The 17,991-nt window shown below is 36.4% G+C and carries 18 protein-coding genes and 1 riboswitch; of the genes, 16 read left to right on the top strand and 2 right to left on the bottom strand.

Features of this window, described 5'->3' with window-relative positions; translation table 11 throughout:
- Positions 1-4: 4 nt before the first annotated feature.
- The 4 genes from BK137_RS02040 to BK137_RS02025 all read left to right on the top strand — a co-directional run bounded on the left by BK137_RS02040 (position 5) and on the right by BK137_RS02025 (position 4,232).
- Positions 5-793 (top strand): SigF/SigG family RNA polymerase sporulation sigma factor, encoded by a 789-nt coding sequence (locus tag BK137_RS02040; RefSeq protein WP_038191206.1) that lies wholly within the window; start codon positions 5-7, stop codon positions 791-793.
- On the top strand, positions 790-2,250 hold the full coding sequence (locus BK137_RS02035; RefSeq protein WP_038190953.1) for a spore germination protein: 1,461 nt from the start codon (positions 790-792) through the stop codon (positions 2,248-2,250). The genes BK137_RS02040 and BK137_RS02035 overlap by 4 nt, the downstream gene beginning before the upstream one ends.
- A 100-nt stretch (positions 2,251-2,350) precedes the next feature.
- Complete coding sequence (lysA, locus tag BK137_RS02030) at positions 2,351-3,676, top strand: diaminopimelate decarboxylase (RefSeq protein WP_038190941.1); 1,326 nt, start codon at positions 2,351-2,353, stop codon at positions 3,674-3,676.
- A gap of 184 nt (positions 3,677-3,860) precedes the next feature.
- Positions 3,861-4,232, top strand: coding sequence for a GNAT family N-acetyltransferase (locus tag BK137_RS02025; protein WP_038190938.1), 372 nt, complete (start codon positions 3,861-3,863; stop codon positions 4,230-4,232).
- Here BK137_RS02025 and BK137_RS02020 read toward each other — a convergent pair.
- Complete coding sequence (locus BK137_RS02020; RefSeq protein WP_038191205.1) at positions 4,229-4,729, bottom strand: DUF309 domain-containing protein; 501 nt, start codon at positions 4,727-4,729, stop codon at positions 4,229-4,231. The genes BK137_RS02025 and BK137_RS02020 overlap by 4 nt on opposite strands.
- Before the next feature lie 56 nt (positions 4,730-4,785).
- Between BK137_RS02020 and BK137_RS02015 the strand changes: the two genes are divergently transcribed.
- The 11 genes from BK137_RS02015 (at position 4,786) to BK137_RS01965 (ending at position 15,973) form a co-directional block, all read left to right on the top strand.
- Complete coding sequence (locus BK137_RS02015) at positions 4,786-5,571, top strand: segregation/condensation protein A (RefSeq protein ID WP_038190937.1); 786 nt, start codon at positions 4,786-4,788, stop codon at positions 5,569-5,571.
- The gene (scpB, locus tag BK137_RS02010) at positions 5,537-6,136 is read left to right on the top strand and encodes an SMC-Scp complex subunit ScpB (RefSeq protein ID WP_038190934.1); all 600 of its coding nucleotides are present in this window, start codon (positions 5,537-5,539) and stop codon (positions 6,134-6,136) included. Before BK137_RS02015 ends, scpB begins: the two co-directional genes overlap by 35 nt.
- A 17-nt stretch (positions 6,137-6,153) precedes the next feature.
- Positions 6,154-7,155, top strand: coding sequence for a D-alanyl-D-alanine carboxypeptidase family protein (locus tag BK137_RS02005; protein WP_235175779.1), 1,002 nt, complete (start codon positions 6,154-6,156; stop codon positions 7,153-7,155).
- Between the two features lie 196 nt (positions 7,156-7,351).
- Positions 7,352-8,083, top strand: coding sequence for a pseudouridine synthase (locus BK137_RS02000; protein WP_038190931.1), 732 nt, complete (start codon positions 7,352-7,354; stop codon positions 8,081-8,083).
- Between the two features lie 253 nt (positions 8,084-8,336).
- Positions 8,337-8,870, top strand: coding sequence for a thiol-disulfide oxidoreductase ResA (gene resA / locus BK137_RS01995; protein ID WP_038190928.1), 534 nt, complete (start codon positions 8,337-8,339; stop codon positions 8,868-8,870).
- Positions 8,871-8,883: 13 nt separating this feature from the next.
- On the top strand, positions 8,884-10,572 hold the full coding sequence (locus BK137_RS01990; protein WP_038190925.1) for a cytochrome c biogenesis ResB family protein: 1,689 nt from the start codon (positions 8,884-8,886) through the stop codon (positions 10,570-10,572).
- Positions 10,572-11,762: a c-type cytochrome biogenesis protein CcsB gene (gene ccsB, locus BK137_RS01985; RefSeq protein ID WP_038190921.1), complete on the top strand. Its 1,191-nt coding sequence runs from the start codon at positions 10,572-10,574 to the stop codon at positions 11,760-11,762. Before BK137_RS01990 ends, ccsB begins: the two co-directional genes overlap by 1 nt.
- 119 nt (positions 11,763-11,881) lie before the next feature.
- Entirely contained in the window at positions 11,882-12,598 is a 717-nt protein-coding gene (locus BK137_RS01980; protein ID WP_038190918.1) for a response regulator transcription factor, read from the top strand.
- The gene (locus tag BK137_RS01975) at positions 12,591-14,372 is read left to right on the top strand and encodes an ATP-binding protein (RefSeq protein ID WP_038190915.1); all 1,782 of its coding nucleotides are present in this window, start codon (positions 12,591-12,593) and stop codon (positions 14,370-14,372) included. Before BK137_RS01980 ends, BK137_RS01975 begins: the two co-directional genes overlap by 8 nt.
- 89 nt (positions 14,373-14,461) lie before the next feature.
- A riboswitch (FMN riboswitch) is annotated at positions 14,462-14,599 on the top strand.
- 162 nt (positions 14,600-14,761) lie between these two features.
- Complete coding sequence (locus BK137_RS01970) at positions 14,762-15,343, top strand: ECF transporter S component (RefSeq protein ID WP_038190912.1); 582 nt, start codon at positions 14,762-14,764, stop codon at positions 15,341-15,343.
- A 210-nt stretch (positions 15,344-15,553) separates the two neighbouring features.
- Complete coding sequence (locus BK137_RS01965) at positions 15,554-15,973, top strand: hypothetical protein (RefSeq protein ID WP_038190910.1); 420 nt, start codon at positions 15,554-15,556, stop codon at positions 15,971-15,973.
- A 350-nt stretch (positions 15,974-16,323) separates the two neighbouring features.
- Here BK137_RS01965 and BK137_RS01960 read toward each other — a convergent pair whose 3' ends face one another.
- On the bottom strand, positions 16,324-16,578 hold the full coding sequence (locus BK137_RS01960; protein ID WP_038190907.1) for a GlsB/YeaQ/YmgE family stress response membrane protein: 255 nt from the start codon (positions 16,576-16,578) through the stop codon (positions 16,324-16,326).
- Between the two features lie 382 nt (positions 16,579-16,960).
- Here BK137_RS01960 and trhO point away from each other — a divergent pair, with 382 nt between their 5' ends.
- Positions 16,961-17,923, top strand: a complete 963-nt coding sequence (trhO, locus tag BK137_RS01955; RefSeq protein ID WP_038190904.1) for an oxygen-dependent tRNA uridine(34) hydroxylase TrhO — start codon at positions 16,961-16,963, stop codon at positions 17,921-17,923.
- Positions 17,924-17,991 lie beyond the last annotated feature (68 nt).

The raw sequence follows: 17,991 nt of genomic DNA, 5'->3' as shown, positions 1-17,991 counted from the left end.
GAAAATGACATCTAAACCACAAGCCTCTTCTATATTACTGACACAGGAGAAAATGCGAGAACTCATACTGCAGTCTCAAGCTGGCGATGCAAACGCTAGAAAGGAGATGGTAGAGGGGAATACGCGTCTTGTTTGGTCAATCGTACAGCGTTTTGCTTCACGCGGGGCAGATTTAGAGGATCTTTTTCAAATAGGCTGTATTGGCTTAATGAAGTCGATTGACAAATTTGATCTGTCATACCAAGTGAAATTTTCAACGTACGCAGTACCTATGATAATTGGTGAAATTCAACGTTTTTTAAGAGATGACGGTATGGTTAAAGTAAGCCGATCTATTAGAGAGCTTAACTATAAAATTCGGCATGCCACAGATGATTTTCTTAAAATCAATGAAAGACCCCCTACGATGAAGGAATTGGCCGATTTGTTGGAAGTCACAACTGATGAAATAGCAATGGCTTCGGATGCTCTAAGGGACCCTGCATCACTACATGAACAATTATTTGAAAGTGATGGTGATCCAATTACGTTAATGGACCAAATGAGAGATGCTACCTCTGAAAGGCCGTTTGAGCATATACCACTTCGAGATATTTTAACAAGACTTGGTAAAAGGGAACAATCTGTTATTTATTTACGCTATTACTTAGATTGTACTCAAAGTGAAATTGCTGAAAGACTTGGCATTTCACAAGTACAAGTATCGCGACTAGAAAAACGAATCTTATCACAGTTGAAAATTTGGCTAGCACCAGGTCAATTGAAAGGATTAGAAAAGGCGGCAAAAAAATGACTGAAGAACAAAAACCTATTTTCGCAAGTATAGAAGAAGCAGAAAAGTTTATGATTTCAAAATTCGGTGAAAGCGAAAGCTTTGATATAGGAATGAAACATTTGCATTTATACAAAATGCCGGTGTTCTCTATTTATATTAATGGGCTCGTTGATAGTGCCAACTTCACAGAAATTCTTGTCAATATTCAACCGACTCAAGAGGTGGAAGGATATACACCTGAAACTGAGCCGGAATTTTTCCAATTTTGCTTCCCGTATTTTGCTTGGGAGCCGATGACGAATCAGGAACAGCTATTAACTGCGATATTAGGGGGCCAGGTGGCGTTTATAACTCCATCTGGCTATGCTTTTATAGCGGATTTAAGGGCTTATCCTGGTAGACAACCTGAGGAACCTGATAATGAAAAAGTTATTAGGGGGTCACGTGATGGATTTACAGAAAATATTGTACAAAATTCAGGGCTTATAAGAAGGCGAATTCGAGATGCATCCTTGCGGTTTGAATTGCATCAAATCTCTGATAAAGGCAAGACAGATACAGCAATCGTATTTATGAAGGGTATTGCCAATGAGGACCATCTCAATTATATACGCCAGCGTATGAAGAAAATCCATCATGATGGTTTAACAATGGCGGATAAATCAATAGAGGAATGGTTATTTAAACAAGGTTTCCATCCACTACCTTTTGTACGCTACACTGAGCGACCTGATATTACCGCCGCTCATTTATTGGAAGGTCATATCGCGATAATTGTCGATACGTCACCTTCAATTATTTTAGTACCCGTAACATTTTTTCATCATTTACAACATGCAGAGGAATATCGTCAGGCCCCTTTTATTGGAACAGCTGTCCGCTTCTTACGCTTCTTCGGGACTTTTTTAAGCCTCATAGTATTACCTTTTTGGTATTTATTAATCAAGCATCATGAATTGATTCCTACGTTTTTAGATTTCGTCGGAATAGATAAGAAGTCCGCCATACCGATATTACTCCAAATATTAATAGCAGATGCAGGGATAGAATACTTGCGGCTTGCCTCCATTCATACACCAACTCCACTTTCCACTGCGATGGGATTAATTGCAGGTGTTATTATCGGGAATATTGCAATTGATGTTGGACTTTTTTCACCTGAAGTTGTGTTATATACAGCAATTACTGCCATTTTCACATTTGTAATTCCTTCGTATGAATTGAGTATCACCATTAAAGTATTTAGGATCTTTTTGTTACTCATAACCGCATGGCTCGGAGTTAATGGATTCTTCCTAGGTATATTAGGGCTTTTCTTATATATTTGTTCGTTACGACCAATGAAAGTACCTTATATGTGGCCAGTTGTTCCGTTCTTCCCACAAGCTTTTTTACGTATATTCATACGATTCCCTATGACGAGCGATGCTTTAAGACCGTATATTGTTGGTGCAAAACAGCGAAAACGTTCATGATATGCCATTGCATACATTTCTCTTTCTATGATAAAGTTCAATTAGTTATAGAAAAATTCCGTGAATTCTTTTGGGTGATACGGATAAAGGGAGAGATTTGATGCATTTATATGGTACTCAAAACGTAACTGAAAATGGTCATTTAACAATTGGACAAGTAGACGCTATTGATTTAACAAAAACATATGGTACACCTTTATTCGTTTACGATACAGCCCTTTTTCGAGAGCGAGCGCAAGGATTTATTAATACTTTTAAAAATGCAGGGGTGCAAGCACAAGTTGCTTATGCTAGTAAGGCGTTTTCAAGCGTTGCAATCTATCAATTAGCGGCTGAAGAAGGACTATCAGTCGATGTTGTTTCTGGTGGGGAGCTTTATACCGCTTTAAAAGCAGGTTTCCCAAGTGAACGCATCCATTTCCATGGTAATAATAAAAGCTACGATGAATTAAATCTTGCTTTCGATTCGAAAATTGGATGTATTGTAATTGATAATTTTGATGAAATTGATGCCTTGAAACAACTATCTGAAGCACGTCAACAAAAAATGCACGTCCTAATCCGTGTAACTCCAGGAGTAGAGGCACATACGCATGACTTTATAACAACAGGTCAAGCAGATTCTAAATTTGGTTTTGACTTAAATAATGGACAAGCGGACCGTGCATTTATGCTATTGCAAAATCACCCATATTTAGAATTACAAGGAATGCATTGTCATATTGGCTCACAAATCTTCGATACAGCGGCTTTCAGCTTAGCAGCAAAAAAAATAAGTGATAAAATGGGCGAATGGTATAAAGAATCCGGCTTCATTAGCCAAGTATTAAATTTAGGTGGAGGATTCGGAATTCGTTATACAGAAGAGGACACACCACTTCAACCAGCAGTTTATGTAGATGATATGATCAAAGCAGTACAACAAGAGATGGCTGTTTTTTCAATGCCGATGCCTGAAATTTGGATTGAACCAGGTCGTTCGCTAGTTGGAGACGCTGGTACAACACTTTATACAGTCGGTTCTCAAAAAGAAGTTCCTAATACGAGGAATTATCTTGCGGTTGATGGTGGGATGTCTGATAATATACGTCCAGCTCTTTACGACGCAAAATACGAGGGTGTCATTGCCAATAAAATGAATGACGAATTAGTTAACACATATACGATTGCTGGTAAGTTATGCGAGTCTGGTGATAAACTGATTGAGGATATCAAGTTGCCAAAAGCAGAATCAGGGGATATTTTGGCTGTGTTCTGTACAGGTGCGTATGGTTATTCAATGGCGAGTAACTATAATCGTATTCCAAGGCCTGCTGTCGTTTTTGCGGAAAAAGGCGCACATCAATTAGTTGTAAAGCGCGAAAGTTATGAAGATCTTGTGAAGCTTGACCTTCCTCTAACGATTGGGAAGGAGGTAAATCGTTAATTGAAGAAAAGTAATATTTTATTACTTCTGTTATTCCTAATATTAACAACAGCATGGGGCGTTATTTATTGGCTTTATATTGCTCCATCAAATATAGGTAAATAATGTGAATCTATTTGCGTAATTTTTGCTTTTCGTGTAGGATGTTGAAAGATACTTAAAGGCAAAAAGAGGGATCATATAAATGTTATGTCGTTATAAGAAAGCATTCGAAAAAATTGCGATGGGGCTCTTGTCTTTTATGCCAGATCAAAAAGATCTGAAATTACTACAAGAAACGATTCGACAATACGATACAGATCCAAACTGGCAACTGTTTTTATGGAAACAAGAGGACGACTTTATTGGTTTAGTTGGCGTAGAGATTGCTGATGACGAATGGATTGTTAGACATATATCGGTTGACCCTTCACATAGAGGTGAGGGACTCGGTAAAGAGATGGTTAAACAGCTTTCTAAAATGGATATGGATTGTGTGATCGCAGCTTGTGATCAAACTGCACCGTTCATACAGAAATGTAAAGCGATGCTAGAAGAAGCAGACAAAGAAATTTAATGTCTGCTTCTTCTTTTTTCGTCTCTCGCCAGGAGAATATCCGAGCGGTCACGTAGCATATGCTTATGTTGTAGGTAATGAGCATCTGTTTCTTTCAATAAGGCAATTGATGTGAAAACTTGGTTCTCTAGGGTTACTGAGGTAATTGGTAGAATAAATTTTTGGAAAGGCTCTTTTTTTTCTACTGCATGTTGAATTTTCTGCATAGAGTGTAAAATTGCAATACCGTCCACTTCTTCCATAAATGAAGAATTGACGGACTGCTCTAAAGTAATATATGCTTTTTTTAAGATTGTTTTGGCTCCACTAAAATTTTCTCGGCGCCAATGGTATAGGCCGGTTGCTAGTTGAATCCATCCTGTTAAGGGGTGAGTTTTATCTCTTGGAGCTATTTCTTTCCAATACTCCTCTAACACTTCGTGACATTCAAAGTAATCTTGATTGCCATTGAAATATGTTAGAAACTGGACAAATAATGGGTGGTACATCGGATGCATTTCGAACACCATTCCTCTATACTGTATTTTGAACATAAACTGTCAGGTGGTTGACTATGTCATATGAAGTAAAACTCGAGGCCTTTGAAGGACCTCTCGATCTATTATTACATTTAATTCATCGCTTGGAAATTGATATATATGATATTCCAATGGCGGAGCTTACGGCTCAGTATATGGAGCATATTCGTGCAATGCAAGTACTTGAATTGAATGAAGCAAGTGAATATTTAGTTATGGCGGCATCTTTACTAGCGATTAAGAGTAAAATGCTCTTACCAATCCATGAAGGGGAGTTAGATGAAACGGAATTCGACATGGATGAGCCCGATCCACGTGAAGAGCTCGTTGCCCGATTAATTGAATATAGGAAATTTAAAGATGCCGCAGTGAATTTAAAAGACTTAGAGTCGTCTCGTGCGCAATATTTTACAAGACCGCCAGCGGATCTTTCAGCATTCGCTCCAGCAGAGCAATTAGCATTATTTGAAACGTCTGTGAATGTGTTTGATATGGTCGGTGCTTTTCAAAAAATGCTTAGACGAAAACATCTAAAAGCGCCATTAACGACTAAAATTACTAGGCACGATGTTTCCATAAAGGATCAAATGAAAACTATGATGGGTGTGCTAAAATTAGCAGGTGGACGCTCAAGCTTTTTCGATCTATTCCCTTATGAAGATAAATCAACTTTGGTTATTACATTTTTATCATTACTAGAATTGATGAAACGCCAAATAATAGCAGTAGAGCAGAATAATAACTTTGAAGATTTAACGGTAATATTACGGAAGGAAGATTTGAACGATGAACAACTTGAATCAATTGATGAGCAAAATTGAAAGCTTACTTTTCGTAATTGGTGAAGATGGTTTAACTATCAGACAACTAAGTTTCTTAACTGAAGAGCAAGAAGAGAAGGTAGCACAAGCTTTGGAACAATTAGCTCATCATTACAACACAGAAGAAGGGCGTGGCATTACACTGAAAGAATTAGCTGGTACCTACCAGCTTACTTCAAAACCTGCCCTTGCAGATACGATTCAGCGACTTGTTGAAAACCCGCCTAGTCAATCATTATCACAAGCCTCACTAGAAGTCCTTGCCATTGTTGCATACAAACAACCCATTACTAGAGTAGAAATTGAAGATTTACGTGGTGTAAAAAGTGAACGACCGCTACATACTTTAAGCTCAAAAGGTTTAGTACAGGAAGTAGGTCGAGCTGAAGGAACTGGCCGAGCAATATTATATGGCACAACAAAGGAGTTCTTAAACTACTTTGGCTTGAAAGATTTAAACGAATTACCAGATTTACCTATGGGTGAAACTGATTCATCTAATGAAAACCCAGATTTATTCATGTCTAAGTTCCAAGAAGCTTTCCAAGATTCAGATTCAGAATAGAAGAAAGGTGTGGGCGATTGCTTCGCCGATATATAATCGGATTATTGATGGTAGTTTTACTACTAATTACTACGACGCCTAGTTCCGCTGCATCAAGTTCATATGCAGTCATTGATGCAGAGACAGGGAGATTACTAGCGGGGTCTAACGAAAATGTACCCTTACCAATTGCTAGTTTGACGAAAATGTGGACTGCGCTTGTTGCAATAGAGAATTTGGATTTAAAAACACCAGTTACCATTTCTCAAAGAGCAGCAACGAGTGAAGGGTCTTCCATTTATTTAACTGCTGGAGAAGAGACAACATTAGAAACATTACTCTATGGACTATTGTTACGTTCAGGTAATGATGCAGCTGCGGCAATAGCAGAAGCTGCAGGTGGATCTCTAGAAGGTTTTTCTAAAATGATGAATGATACCGCACTCTTTTATGGTTTGGAAAATACGCATTTTGAAAATCCGTCAGGACTCCACAATGAAAAGCACTTAGCTTCTGCATATGACACAGCTCAAATGTTACGAATTGCCATGAAAAATGAAAAATTTGAGAAGATAGCTTCTACAAAATATTTTAAAGGTACTACAGGGAACGGGACACTATGGGAAAATAAGCATAAGCTCGTTCGTAATAACAAATTTGCGATAGCTGGTAAAACAGGCTATACAAAAGTAGCAGGACGAACACTTGCTACTTATTTTGAAAAAGATGGAAAAAAGGTAATTGTAGTAACGATCAATGAGGGTAATGATTGGGTTGTCCATAGTAATTTTGCTGATTACGTGTTTAAACATTATACGAATGAAGTAATAGCAAAAGAAGGTACGTATTCTGTACAATCAGATATTAATATTAAATTAACAGAGCCACAGCACTTACTTCTGACGAAGAAAGAAGTAAAAAAGGTAAAACATATCTTACAGTTACCTAGGTCCAAAACTAAAGACTCGATAGGTAGATGGTCATTTTATATAGATGACCAACCAGTTAAGGATGCTATTGTTGATGTACAGTGGAAATAAATGGTTGAGTAGAGAAAAGGCTGCTTATATTAGCAGCCTTTTTCGATTTTATATAAAAAAGTGATATAAAAAGCAGATAAACTGTTTACAAACATATTAGTTAAGGACTTAATTAAGGTACTAATACTTTTCTTATAGTAGAAAGTGTGCCATAATTTTGGACAGGCTAATAGTATTTAACTTATGAGGTGAACGAATGGAAAGACTACAAAAAGTAATAGCGTATGCAGGTATTGCATCACGTAGAAAAGCAGAAGAAATGATTAAGCAAGGCTTAGTTAAAGTCAATGGACAGGTAGTTAGAGAGCTTGGCACAAAAGTCTCTCCTTCTGATTCAGTAGAAGTAGAAGGAGTTAAATTAGAAAAAGAACGTAAAGTATATCATCTTCTATATAAACCAAGAGGTATTATTTCAGCTGTAACAGACGATAAAGGTCGTAAAACAGTAACAGATTTATTCCCCGAAGTTGAACAACGCATTTTCCCTGTTGGTCGTTTAGATTATGAAACTTCAGGCTTGCTACTTTTAACAAATGATGGTGAATTTTCTTACCAACTTACACATCCAAAATTCAAAATTGATAAAACATATGTAGCACGTGTAAAAGGAATTCCTACAAGAGAAGCATTAAGACAATTAGAGCGTGGCGTTATGCTTGAGGATGGAAAGACTGCACCAGCACGCGTGAGACTAATGTCTTCAGATAGCAAATCAGGCAAGGCGATTGTAGCAATAACAATTCATGAAGGCCGTAATCGTCAAGTGCGCCGCATGTTTGAAGCAGTAGGTTACCCAGTACAAAAATTAAAACGTGAACAGTTTGCTTTTTTAACATTGCATGGATTGAATGCAGGTGAGTCAAGAGAATTGACACATCATGAAGTGAAACAATTAAGAGTATTAGCTGAGACAGGTAAGATAGGTTAAACCTAATGTATGTCAATAACCGTTAACATTCCAAAATAGGTACAAGGCGTTTAGTTAGTATTTTCTAGACGTCTTAACCAATTTTACATAGCATAAAACAACACGAGGCAACCTACAAAAAAATGATATAAAAACACTATGCTCAGAATGGAAACGTTCACAAACACTTCAAATATTCAAAATTTCGTCATTCAAAACTTTGCTATAATTAGGTAGATTGTTTCGGATGTTTTTTAGGAGGTCTACTTCGAGTATGGATAAAAAGAAAAAGAGATTTTATGTAAGAACGCTGATTTTAGCAATTCTTGTAGTAGCAATTGGTTATACCATATATACAACAGCTACGAAGGATGAAGTTCGATTATTAAAAGTTGGGGCAGAAGCACCAGATTTTTCTCTAGTGGATTTAAATGGTCAAACACATCGCTTATCTGATTATAAAGGTAAGGGTGTCATGTTGAATTTCTGGGGTACTTGGTGTAAACCTTGTAAAAAAGAAATGCCAGCAATGAACAATCAGTATAAGGTGTTTAAAGACCAAGGTATAGAAGTATTATCTATTAACCAAGCACAAACAGTTTTTGAAGTAGAAAATTTCATTTCTGACTTCGATTTAAAATTCCCAGTTGTAATCGATAAAACAAAAAGTGTCACAAGGGCTTATAATGTAAATAACTTACCAGCTTCTATATTTATTGATCCAACAGGTAAAGTTGTTCGAGTACATGAAGGCGAATTGACAGAAGAAATGTTAGCTGAATTCTTTTCAAGTATCAAGCCAGAGTAAGGAGTTCTAGAAGATGAAAAAAATTATTTGTGAATGCGGTCACGAGAACCCAGAAGGCACAACTTTATGCGAGAAATGTGGTAGCCCACTTACTGAAGAAGAAAAGAGCAGAAAATTAGCAGATATGCGTTATGAAGGAACCGCGATTCGTTCAAAAACGTATAACACAACGATTATTGATAAAATTTGGAACTTCTTTTCAAGTGTAAAAGTTGGAGTTGCAATTATTATTATCACGTTAGTTGCCGCGGGCATTGGTACATTTCTACCTCAAGTGATTTATGTATCTCTTACAGAATATCAAGACGCTGCTGCTGCATATAAAGCTGCTTATGGTACTTTCGGATCGATTTACTATAAATTAGGATTAGCAGATATTTATAGTTCATGGTGGTTCCAGACGTTAATCGGCATGCTTGGTATTTCGATTATTGTTGCCAGTCTTGACCGAGGAATTCCACTATACAAATCTCTAAAAAATCAACGAGTAAAACGTCATGAAAACTTCTTGAAACGACAACGTATTTTTGCTTCTGGTGAAATGTCATCAGAAGAAGCTGATAAAGCATTTGATCTAACAGAAGCGAAAATGAAAGAAATGAAATACAATGTTCGTCGTGAAGATGGCGCGTTATTAGCTGAAAAAGGTCGTTTTGCTAGATGGGGTCCATATATCAACCATGTTGGTTTAATCATTTTCCTATTTGGTGTTATGCTTCGCTTAATGCCAGGTTTTTACATTGATAAAACACTTTGGATCCGTGAAGGCGAAACAATGGCTATTCCAGGAATGGAAGGCTTTTATTTAGAAAGTAAAAAATTCACTTTTGAAACGTATTCAAAAGATGAACAAAAAGAAGAATTTAATGAATCTAAAAAAGCGGTCAACGCTGTTGCGAAAAACTATCAAACAGATGTTAAGTTATATAAAGCACCAGAAGACTCAGTTCCTGGTGATACATCTAATTTAACTCTAGTGAAAGAAATGCCGATAATCGTAAATAAGCCGTTGAAATATGATGGTTATGCACTTTATCAAATGGATTTCCGCTTGAATGAGTTAAAGACGATGCACTTTGATTTAATTGATAAAAAGTCGGAGAAATCCCTAGGATCAGTAGCAATTGATTTAACTAATCCTGAAAAAGAATATAAAGTTGGAAAAGATAGTAAAGTTGTCTTGAAAAAATACTTCCCAGACTTTGCAGGTTTTGAAGACGGAGAACCACAAACAGCTTCACCATTACCAAATAATCCAGCATTTATTTTTGATATGTATACACCTGAAACACCAAAAGGCGAAACAAGCTTTGTAGCTATTAAACAAACACTTGAGCCATTAGGTGAAACTAAGTATAAAATGAAATTTAGTGCTGTTGATACACGTAACGTATCAGGCTTAACAGTCCGTAAAGATAAAACACTTATGATACTAATGTTAGGTGGCATAATCTTTATGTTAGGTGTCACAATCGGTTCTTATTGGAGCCACCGTCGCTTATGGCTATTAAAAACAAAAGATGGTCGTTTATTAATGGCATCGCATACAAACAAAAACTGGTTCAGTATGAAAAAAGATTTGGATGCAGTTACGGAGTACGCTCATCTTCCGGTTTATGTAGATCAACATGATGAAGATCAAAAAGCAGAGGATGCTGAGAAGAAATTGAAAGACAAAGAAAAGGAAGGTGACAACATCTAATGAGTTTAATTGACTTAAGCGGAAATCTACTATTTGTAGCGTTCGTCGCATACCTAATAGCTACTTTACTTTTTGGTGGTGCAGTCAAAGGTGGTTCAAAAGACGAATCAGCTGATGCAGGAAAAAAATGGGGTTCATTAGCGATTATCATTACGCTAGTTGGCTTCATAGCAAATCTTGGTTATTTCATTACTAGATGGGTGTATGCTGGACATGCACCTGTTAGTAATATGTTTGAATTCACGACAGCATTCGGCATGTTCGTTGTAGGAGCATTTATCTTAATTTACTTTATCTATAAAGTGCCGGCACTTGGACTCTTTGCCTTACCTATCGCAATTATTATTATTGCTTACGCTAGTATGTTCCCTCGTGAAGTAAACCCATTAATTCCAGCGTTAAAAAGTTACTGGTTATATATTCACGTAATTACAGCAGCAATTGGAGAATCTATTCTAGCAATAAGTGCTGTTGCAGGTTTAATTTACTTACTAAAAAATATTGACTTAACAAAAAAATCTAAACAAAGTTTCTGGATAGAAGTTGTTATGTACGCCTTAGTACTAGTACTAGGTTTCGTAGCAGTTACAACGACATTTAACGTAACAGGCTATGAAGCGGAATTTAGCTACGTAGATAAAGATGGTAATACTAAAGAAATTACGTATAACACACCGGCGCTGTTCGGGATGCATCAATCTGAATTATTAACCGCAGATAAAATGCAACCAATTGCAGACGTACCAGCAATTGTTAATGCGAAAAAATTGACAACAGTAGTTTGGTCAATCCTAATTGGTACGCTTTTATACGGTTTAATTCGTTTAATCATTCGTAAACCAATTGCGGTTATTATGCAACCGTTCGCAAAACGTGCAAACTCACAATTGATGGATGAAATTGGTTATCGTTCGGTATTAATTGGCTTCCCAGTATTTACGCTTGGTGCATTAATCTTCGCGATGATTTGGGCACAAGAAGCATGGTCTCGTTTCTGGGGCTGGGATCCTAAAGAGGTTTGGGCACTTATCACATGGTTATTCTATGCAGCATTCTTACACTTACGCCTTTCAAAAGGATGGCAAGGTGGGAAGTCAGCTTGGTTAGCAGTAATTGGTTTTGTTATCATTATGTTCAACCTAGTTGCTGTTAATTTAATCATAGCAGGTCTTCACTCTTACGCTGGTTAATAATCAGCTTGGGATTGTTGAAAAGCTAAAGCCTTTTCCTTTATAGGGAAGGGCTTTTCTTTTCATTTCGATAGGCTGATTGTACAATAGAAATATAGATGGTTTTGGGAGGAATAGTTGTGAATGAACAAATTTCAATTTTAGTAGTAGACGATGAGGATAGAATCCGCCGTTTGTTAAGAATGTATTTAGAACGTGAAGGGTATGTAGTAGAAGAAGCTGAAGACGGAGAAGAAGCAGTGGAAAAGGCATTAGCAAATGAGTACCATTGTATTCTCCTTGATATAATGATGCCTGAAAAAGATGGCTTACAAGTATGTGAAGAAATTCGTGATAAAAAAACAACGCCAATTATTCTATTAACGGCAAAAGGTGAAGAGGCAAACCGAGTATCAGGTTTCGAACTAGGAGCTGATGATTATATTGTAAAACCATTTAGCCCACGTGAAGTGGTTTTACGTGTAAAAGCTATTTTACGTCGTTCTGCAGCATTCTCACCAATTACAACAACTTCTGCATCAAAAGATTTAGTCGTCTTCCCACATTTAACAATCGATCATGACGCACACCGAGTTTCTGCTGATGGTGTAGAAGTCAATTTAACACCAAAAGAATACGAATTATTGTACTTTTTAGCAAAATCACCAGATAAAGTATTCGACAGAGAGCAATTATTAAAAGAAGTATGGCATTATGATTTTTTTGGAGATTTACGTACAGTTGATACACATGTGAAACGTTTACGTGAAAAACTAAACCGTGTTTCTGAAAATGCGGCAAAAATGATTGTAACGGTATGGGGCGTTGGCTATAAATTTGAGGTAGTCAATGAATAGAATGTGGAACAGCGTTGTCGGGAAGCTATGGGTAACCATATTGCTTCTCGTTTCTTTTGTATTGTTTGTTTTCACTGTACTAATGCTCGAATTTTTATCAAACTACCATACTAAACAAACAGAGTCCTCATTACGTCAAGAAGCTTCCACAATTGCTCGTATTATCAATGACCGTGAAACAACGGACTCTACAAAGGCTATTATTTCAGATGTTCTGAGTGATGAAACAAATGCATTAATCGCCGAGAAACCAGGTAAAGTTTCTTTTTCATTACAAGAGGGACTTAATCAAGAGGGAATTAAACAACAAATTCTTAATGAAAAAGCATTTGATAAAGTATTTACATCGAATGCACCAGTTGTAAAAGAAATGATGCTTCCTTCAACAACGAAAAAAGAACATATGGAGTCTTACATCGTTTTAGCTTTTCCTATAGATGTTGAAAGCGAACTACACGGAGCCATATTTATTTATCAAAGCCCAGACGCTATACATAGGACGACAGAAGAAACGACTAAAATTGTCTTTCTAGCGGCGGCAATTGCTTTGATGTTGACAACTTTCTTTGCGTTTTTCTTATCAACTCGAATTACGTCTCCTCTTCGTAAAATGAGAGAAGCAGCATTTGAATTAGCAAAAGGTAATTTTGAAACAAAAGTACCTGTTTTACAAAATGATGAAATTGGTCAATTAGCGACTGCTTTCAATCAAATGGGCAAACAACTTAAACACCACTTAGAAGTAATTAACCAAGAGAAAGAACAGCTATCAAGTATATTGACATCGATGACAGACGCAGTAATTACGTTTAATCGTGACCGTACCATTTTGGTCAGCAATCCACCTGCGGAACTTTTACTACAAAAATGGTTTATCAATAAGAGTGCCAATAGTGATAAACCTATTCCTGCTGAAATTTATCATATGCTTGACCACGTTTTAGACTTGGAAGAAGAGCTGGAAGTAGAGCTTGAAATTGAAAGATCCTATTATGCGATTTCAATTAGCCCGTTATATAGTGGAAATTCCGTGCGCGGTGCAGTAGCTGTGTTACGAGATAAAACGGAAGAGCATCGTTTAGATAAATTACGTTCAGACTTTATAGCGAATGTCTCACATGAATTACGAACTCCAATAGCGATGCTTCAAGGCTATAGTGAAGCGATTATGGATGATGTCGTCTCAAGTGAAGAAGAACGTAAAGAAATGATTAAAATCATCTATGATGAGTCGCAACGAATGGGGCGTTTAGTCACAGACTTGCTTGACTTAGCTCGTATGGAATCAGGACATATGCGTTTATATAAAGATTCTGTTCCAATATCACCTGTTATTGAAAGAATTACGCAAAAATTTGTTCAAGTAGCAAAAGAGAAACACGTAAATCTGACATTTAATACAACAATCGAAGATACACTTCACTTAGAAATGGATGAAGACCGTATAGAACAAGTATTAACAAACTTAATTGACAATGCCATACGTCATACACTAGTCGAAGGAAGTGTAGAAGTTATTGTAGACCGTCAGCTATCCTTTGCACGCATTCAAGTAAAAGATAACGGTGCAGGGATACCTGCCGATGATTTGCAGTATGTATTTGAGCGTTTCTATAAAGCTGATAAAGCTAGAACACGTGGTAAGGGTGGGACTGGTCTAGGTCTTGCCATTGCCAAAAATATTGTTGAAGCACATAAGGGTAGAATTACAGTGGAAAGTGAAGTTGATAAAGGAACTACATTCACATTCTATTTACCAATTGAAAAAATGTAAATTAAATGTAAAACACGGATTGTAAGTTAGAAGACTTTACAATTCGTGTTTTTTTGCATATAGTTATAGTGTATTACAATTAAATTATGGTTCATCTTCGGGGCAGGGTGAAATTCCCGATCGGCGGTATTAGAGAACTAAGCAATACTCTTGAGCCCGCGAGCCGCAAGGCAGGATTTGGTTAAATTCCAAAGCCGACAGTATAGTCTGGATGGGAGAAGGTGAAGGTACGGTCGTCTTTCAATTTGAGTATCAATAAGACGCTTATTTGACTATGCCTAAATTCTCCCTTAAGTACACTATGTGCTTAAGGGTATTTTTTTGCATAGCAACAACGACTATACCTTTCCTCTTTTTGAAGTGGATCTACAAAAGGAGAGAAAAGTATTATGAAGAACATGAAGTTGCAGAAGAGGATTGCAATTGCAATGTTAAGTAGTATTTCTTTTGTTTTAATGCTATTTAACTTCCCTCTACCACCGTTTCCGGCATTTTTGGAAGTGGACTTTAGTGATGTGCCAGCCTTAATCGCAGCAATCACCATGGGGCCACTAGCAGGTATTCTAGTTGAGTTATTTAAGAACGTGTTAGATTGGATTTTCTCAGGGAGTCCTACAGGTATGCCAGTTGGCCATATTGCAAACTTTACAACAGGTGTATTATTTATCATGCCGGTATATTTTGTTTATAAACGACTTTCAAGTACAAAGGGCCTAACTACTGGGTTTGTCATTGGTACACTATCGATGGCAGTAGGTATGAGTTTACTGAACTATGTACTATTCTTACCTATGTATACGTACTTTTTAAATGTCCCAGCTACAACTGGAACAGCATTAACGAAAATGATTGTACTAGGTGTTTTACCTTTTAATATTATAAAAGGATTCATTGTCATGATTATATTCATGCTATTGTTTAATAGCATGAAAAAATGGATTGAAAAACAACGAATGCATTATTTAAATTAAACCTTCAGCCGATGTTTGTAAAAAGACATCGGCTTTTATAATTGAATAAAACGTTGAATGAATGTATAATACTGTTAATAAATAGAATATTCAGTACATTGAGTAAGATAATGATGTAAAAACGAGAATATATAACTTGTGATTTTACAATGTTATATAATTTATTCGATATATCGAGATTAACTTCCATAAAAGAAAGGATGTATGTGAATGGCTGAACGAAAATTATTAAGCTCCTTTTTTACATCAATAATTGCCTTTTTTACATTACCTTTATTATTTATGCAAACAGATGAACATTTTCTACACAGTGCATTTGCATTAACCGTATATGTCGTTCCAATTATTTTTACATACGGTTTATTAGCTTCGTATATAGCAGATCGAATAGCAGAGCGTAAAATGAATGTGAGAGGTTACTCTCTACTATTGCATATGGCTTTCGGAACAGGAATTGTCATTCCGATTACAGTTGCATATTACTCACAAGGTGGAGTTTGGTCACTTCAAATAATAACAGCTGCTACTGCTGGCTTCATTTTAGGAAGCGTTTTCTTTTTCGTAGATTTAATGTTACGTAAAGTTGCTATTCGTATGACGCAATATTCTTATGAAGAGCAGAATATTTGAATTTAACATCAATTAGCAATGAGGCCCTATATCTCATTGCTTTTTTTATGATAACAATAAAGTGAAAAAAAGCTAAAGAAACAGGATTACTAATAGCTGTAGGAAGAAAAAGAAGTGCCGATATAAATTGTTCGGTTATACTTTGAGAGCATATTTTGACAACAATAATCAATTTATGCTCTTATCATTATCTATTCATTAATTCTTTTAATAACACGTTGTAACTTTATTATCCGCTCACGTATCATTATATTTTCAAGGGAAAAGGTGGGAAAAGAATTTAGTGATTCTCTTACATTTATATTAAACAAAGAAAAGAAAAAAACCTGAGCATAACGCTCAGGCTTTCATCATTCTTTATGAGTTAAGGTCATTATGAAACTTACTATTAAAATTAATATAATTGAACCAAGTAAAGCTGGTAGGATATAGAAATCGCTTAAGGCTGGTCCCCATTGACCAAATAAATTACCACCTATCCAAGCTCCAATAATACCTGCAATAATATTGCCAATAATTCCTCCGGGGATGTCTTTACCTATAATTAGGCTTGCTAACCACCCCAAAATTCCTCCAATAATCAAAAACCAAATAAAACTAAACATATGTAAACCTCCCTATAATCTTAAGGTACTAATTCCCTGTAGACTAAATATGAAACCTGTAAAAGCCAATTAATACTGTGGTGTAAATTTGAGCAAGTGATAAAGAATTACTATATTCAAATGTAGCACTGTGTAATAAAGTGAAATTAGGCCTCCTTGGATTAGAATATGCTAAAGAGCGGTAGCTACGCTATATTATTTAATTAACAACCCTGTTTCCATTATTCCTTCAAAAGTCCCTCAATCGTCTCCCAACACAAAACAGAATAATGATGTATAATGATAGAGGTGCTCTTTTTGAAAAGTACTATTAAACAACAAATGCAAGAATAATGCTATACATTAAAACCCTATAACTATATCTTGCAAATATACTCGATAGGTGGAAACAACATTGAATTACCGCGTTTTACTTTATTACTTTTACACAACGATTGAAGACCCAGAGGCATTTGCTGTAGAGCATTTAGCATACTGTAAATCAATTGAGTTAAAAGGTCGTATTTTAGTCGCTTCAGAAGGTATTAATGGAACAGTCTCAGGAACTGTGGAACAAACAGATGCTTACATGGCTCATATGAAAGCTGATCCTCGCTTTGACGGTATCGTTTTCAAAATTGATGAATCAGAGCAACATGCTTTCAAGAAAATGCATGTACGTCCAAGACCTGAACTTGTAAATTTAAGCCTAGAAGACGATGTTAACCCGCATGAAATTACAGGTAATTACTTAGAGCCAGCAGAATTCTTAGAGAAGATGCAAGAAGAGAATACAGTAATCGTTGATGCACGTAATACGTACGAATTTGATGTAGGCCACTTCAAAGGCGCGATTCGCCCAGATATCGAAACGTTCCGCGATTTACCAGACTGGATTCGCGACAACAAAGAACTACTAGAAGGTAAGCAAATTTTAACTTACTGTACGGGTGGAATTCGTTGCGAAAAATTCTCAGGTTGGTTAAAACGTGAAGGTTTTGAAGATGTGAGTCAATTACACGGTGGTATCGTTACTTACGGAAAAGACCCTGTAGCTAAAGGTCAGCTTTGGGACGGTCAATGTTACGTTTTCGACGAACGTTTAACTGTACCCGTGAATCAAGTAGAGCATGTAATCGTAGGTCGTGATCATTTTGATGGCGAACCTTGTGAACGTTATATTAATTGTTCAAACCCTGAATGTAACAAGCAAATTATCGCTTCAAAAGAAAATGAAGATAAGCATTTAGGTGGCTGTACTCATGAATGTCGTGTACATCCTCGTAATCGCTATATCCCTCGTAATGGTTTAACTGAGGTTGAAGTAAAAGAACGTTTAGCACAAATTGGCGAAGTAATCGCTTAAACAAATTTATAGAAGGCTGCCATATGTCGGGATCTCCCATACACTGGCAGCCTTTTATCCGTTTAATA

The sequence above is a fragment of the Viridibacillus arenosi genome (assembly GCF_001955655.1).
Classification (GTDB): Bacteria; Bacillota; Bacilli; order Bacillales_A; family Planococcaceae; genus Viridibacillus; species Viridibacillus arenosi.
The sequence above is the reverse complement of the archived record's forward strand: the minus strand, read 5'-3'. Positions and strand labels throughout refer to the sequence as shown.

What these genes read in the sequence shown, in the direction of transcription:
- scpB (WP_038190934.1), top strand. Translation starts at nt 5,537, where the DNA reads ATGAACAACTTGAATCAATTGATGAGCAAAATTGAAAGCTTACTTTTC.
- BK137_RS02015 (WP_038190937.1), top strand. Translation starts at nt 4,786, where the DNA reads ATGTCATATGAAGTAAAACTCGAGGCCTTTGAAGGACCTCTCGATCTA.
- BK137_RS02040 (WP_038191206.1), top strand. Translation starts at nt 5, where the DNA reads ATGACATCTAAACCACAAGCCTCTTCTATATTACTGACACAGGAGAAA.
- BK137_RS02025 (WP_038190938.1), top strand. Translation starts at nt 3,861, where the DNA reads ATGTTATGTCGTTATAAGAAAGCATTCGAAAAAATTGCGATGGGGCTC.
- BK137_RS01990 (WP_038190925.1), top strand. Translation starts at nt 8,884, where the DNA reads ATGAAAAAAATTATTTGTGAATGCGGTCACGAGAACCCAGAAGGCACA.
- BK137_RS02020 (WP_038191205.1), bottom strand. Translation starts at nt 4,729, where the DNA reads ATGCATCCGATGTACCACCCATTATTTGTCCAGTTTCTAACATATTTC.
- lysA (WP_038190941.1), top strand. Translation starts at nt 2,351, where the DNA reads ATGCATTTATATGGTACTCAAAACGTAACTGAAAATGGTCATTTAACA.
- BK137_RS01970 (WP_038190912.1), top strand. Translation starts at nt 14,762, where the DNA reads ATGAAGAACATGAAGTTGCAGAAGAGGATTGCAATTGCAATGTTAAGT.
- BK137_RS01960 (WP_038190907.1), bottom strand. Translation starts at nt 16,578, where the DNA reads ATGTTTAGTTTTATTTGGTTTTTGATTATTGGAGGAATTTTGGGGTGG.
- BK137_RS01975 (WP_038190915.1), top strand. Translation starts at nt 12,591, where the DNA reads ATGAATAGAATGTGGAACAGCGTTGTCGGGAAGCTATGGGTAACCATA.
- BK137_RS02035 (WP_038190953.1), top strand. Translation starts at nt 790, where the DNA reads ATGACTGAAGAACAAAAACCTATTTTCGCAAGTATAGAAGAAGCAGAA.
- BK137_RS01965 (WP_038190910.1), top strand. Translation starts at nt 15,554, where the DNA reads ATGGCTGAACGAAAATTATTAAGCTCCTTTTTTACATCAATAATTGCC.
- ccsB (WP_038190921.1), top strand. Translation starts at nt 10,572, where the DNA reads ATGAGTTTAATTGACTTAAGCGGAAATCTACTATTTGTAGCGTTCGTC.
- resA (WP_038190928.1), top strand. Translation starts at nt 8,337, where the DNA reads ATGGATAAAAAGAAAAAGAGATTTTATGTAAGAACGCTGATTTTAGCA.
- BK137_RS02000 (WP_038190931.1), top strand. Translation starts at nt 7,352, where the DNA reads ATGGAAAGACTACAAAAAGTAATAGCGTATGCAGGTATTGCATCACGT.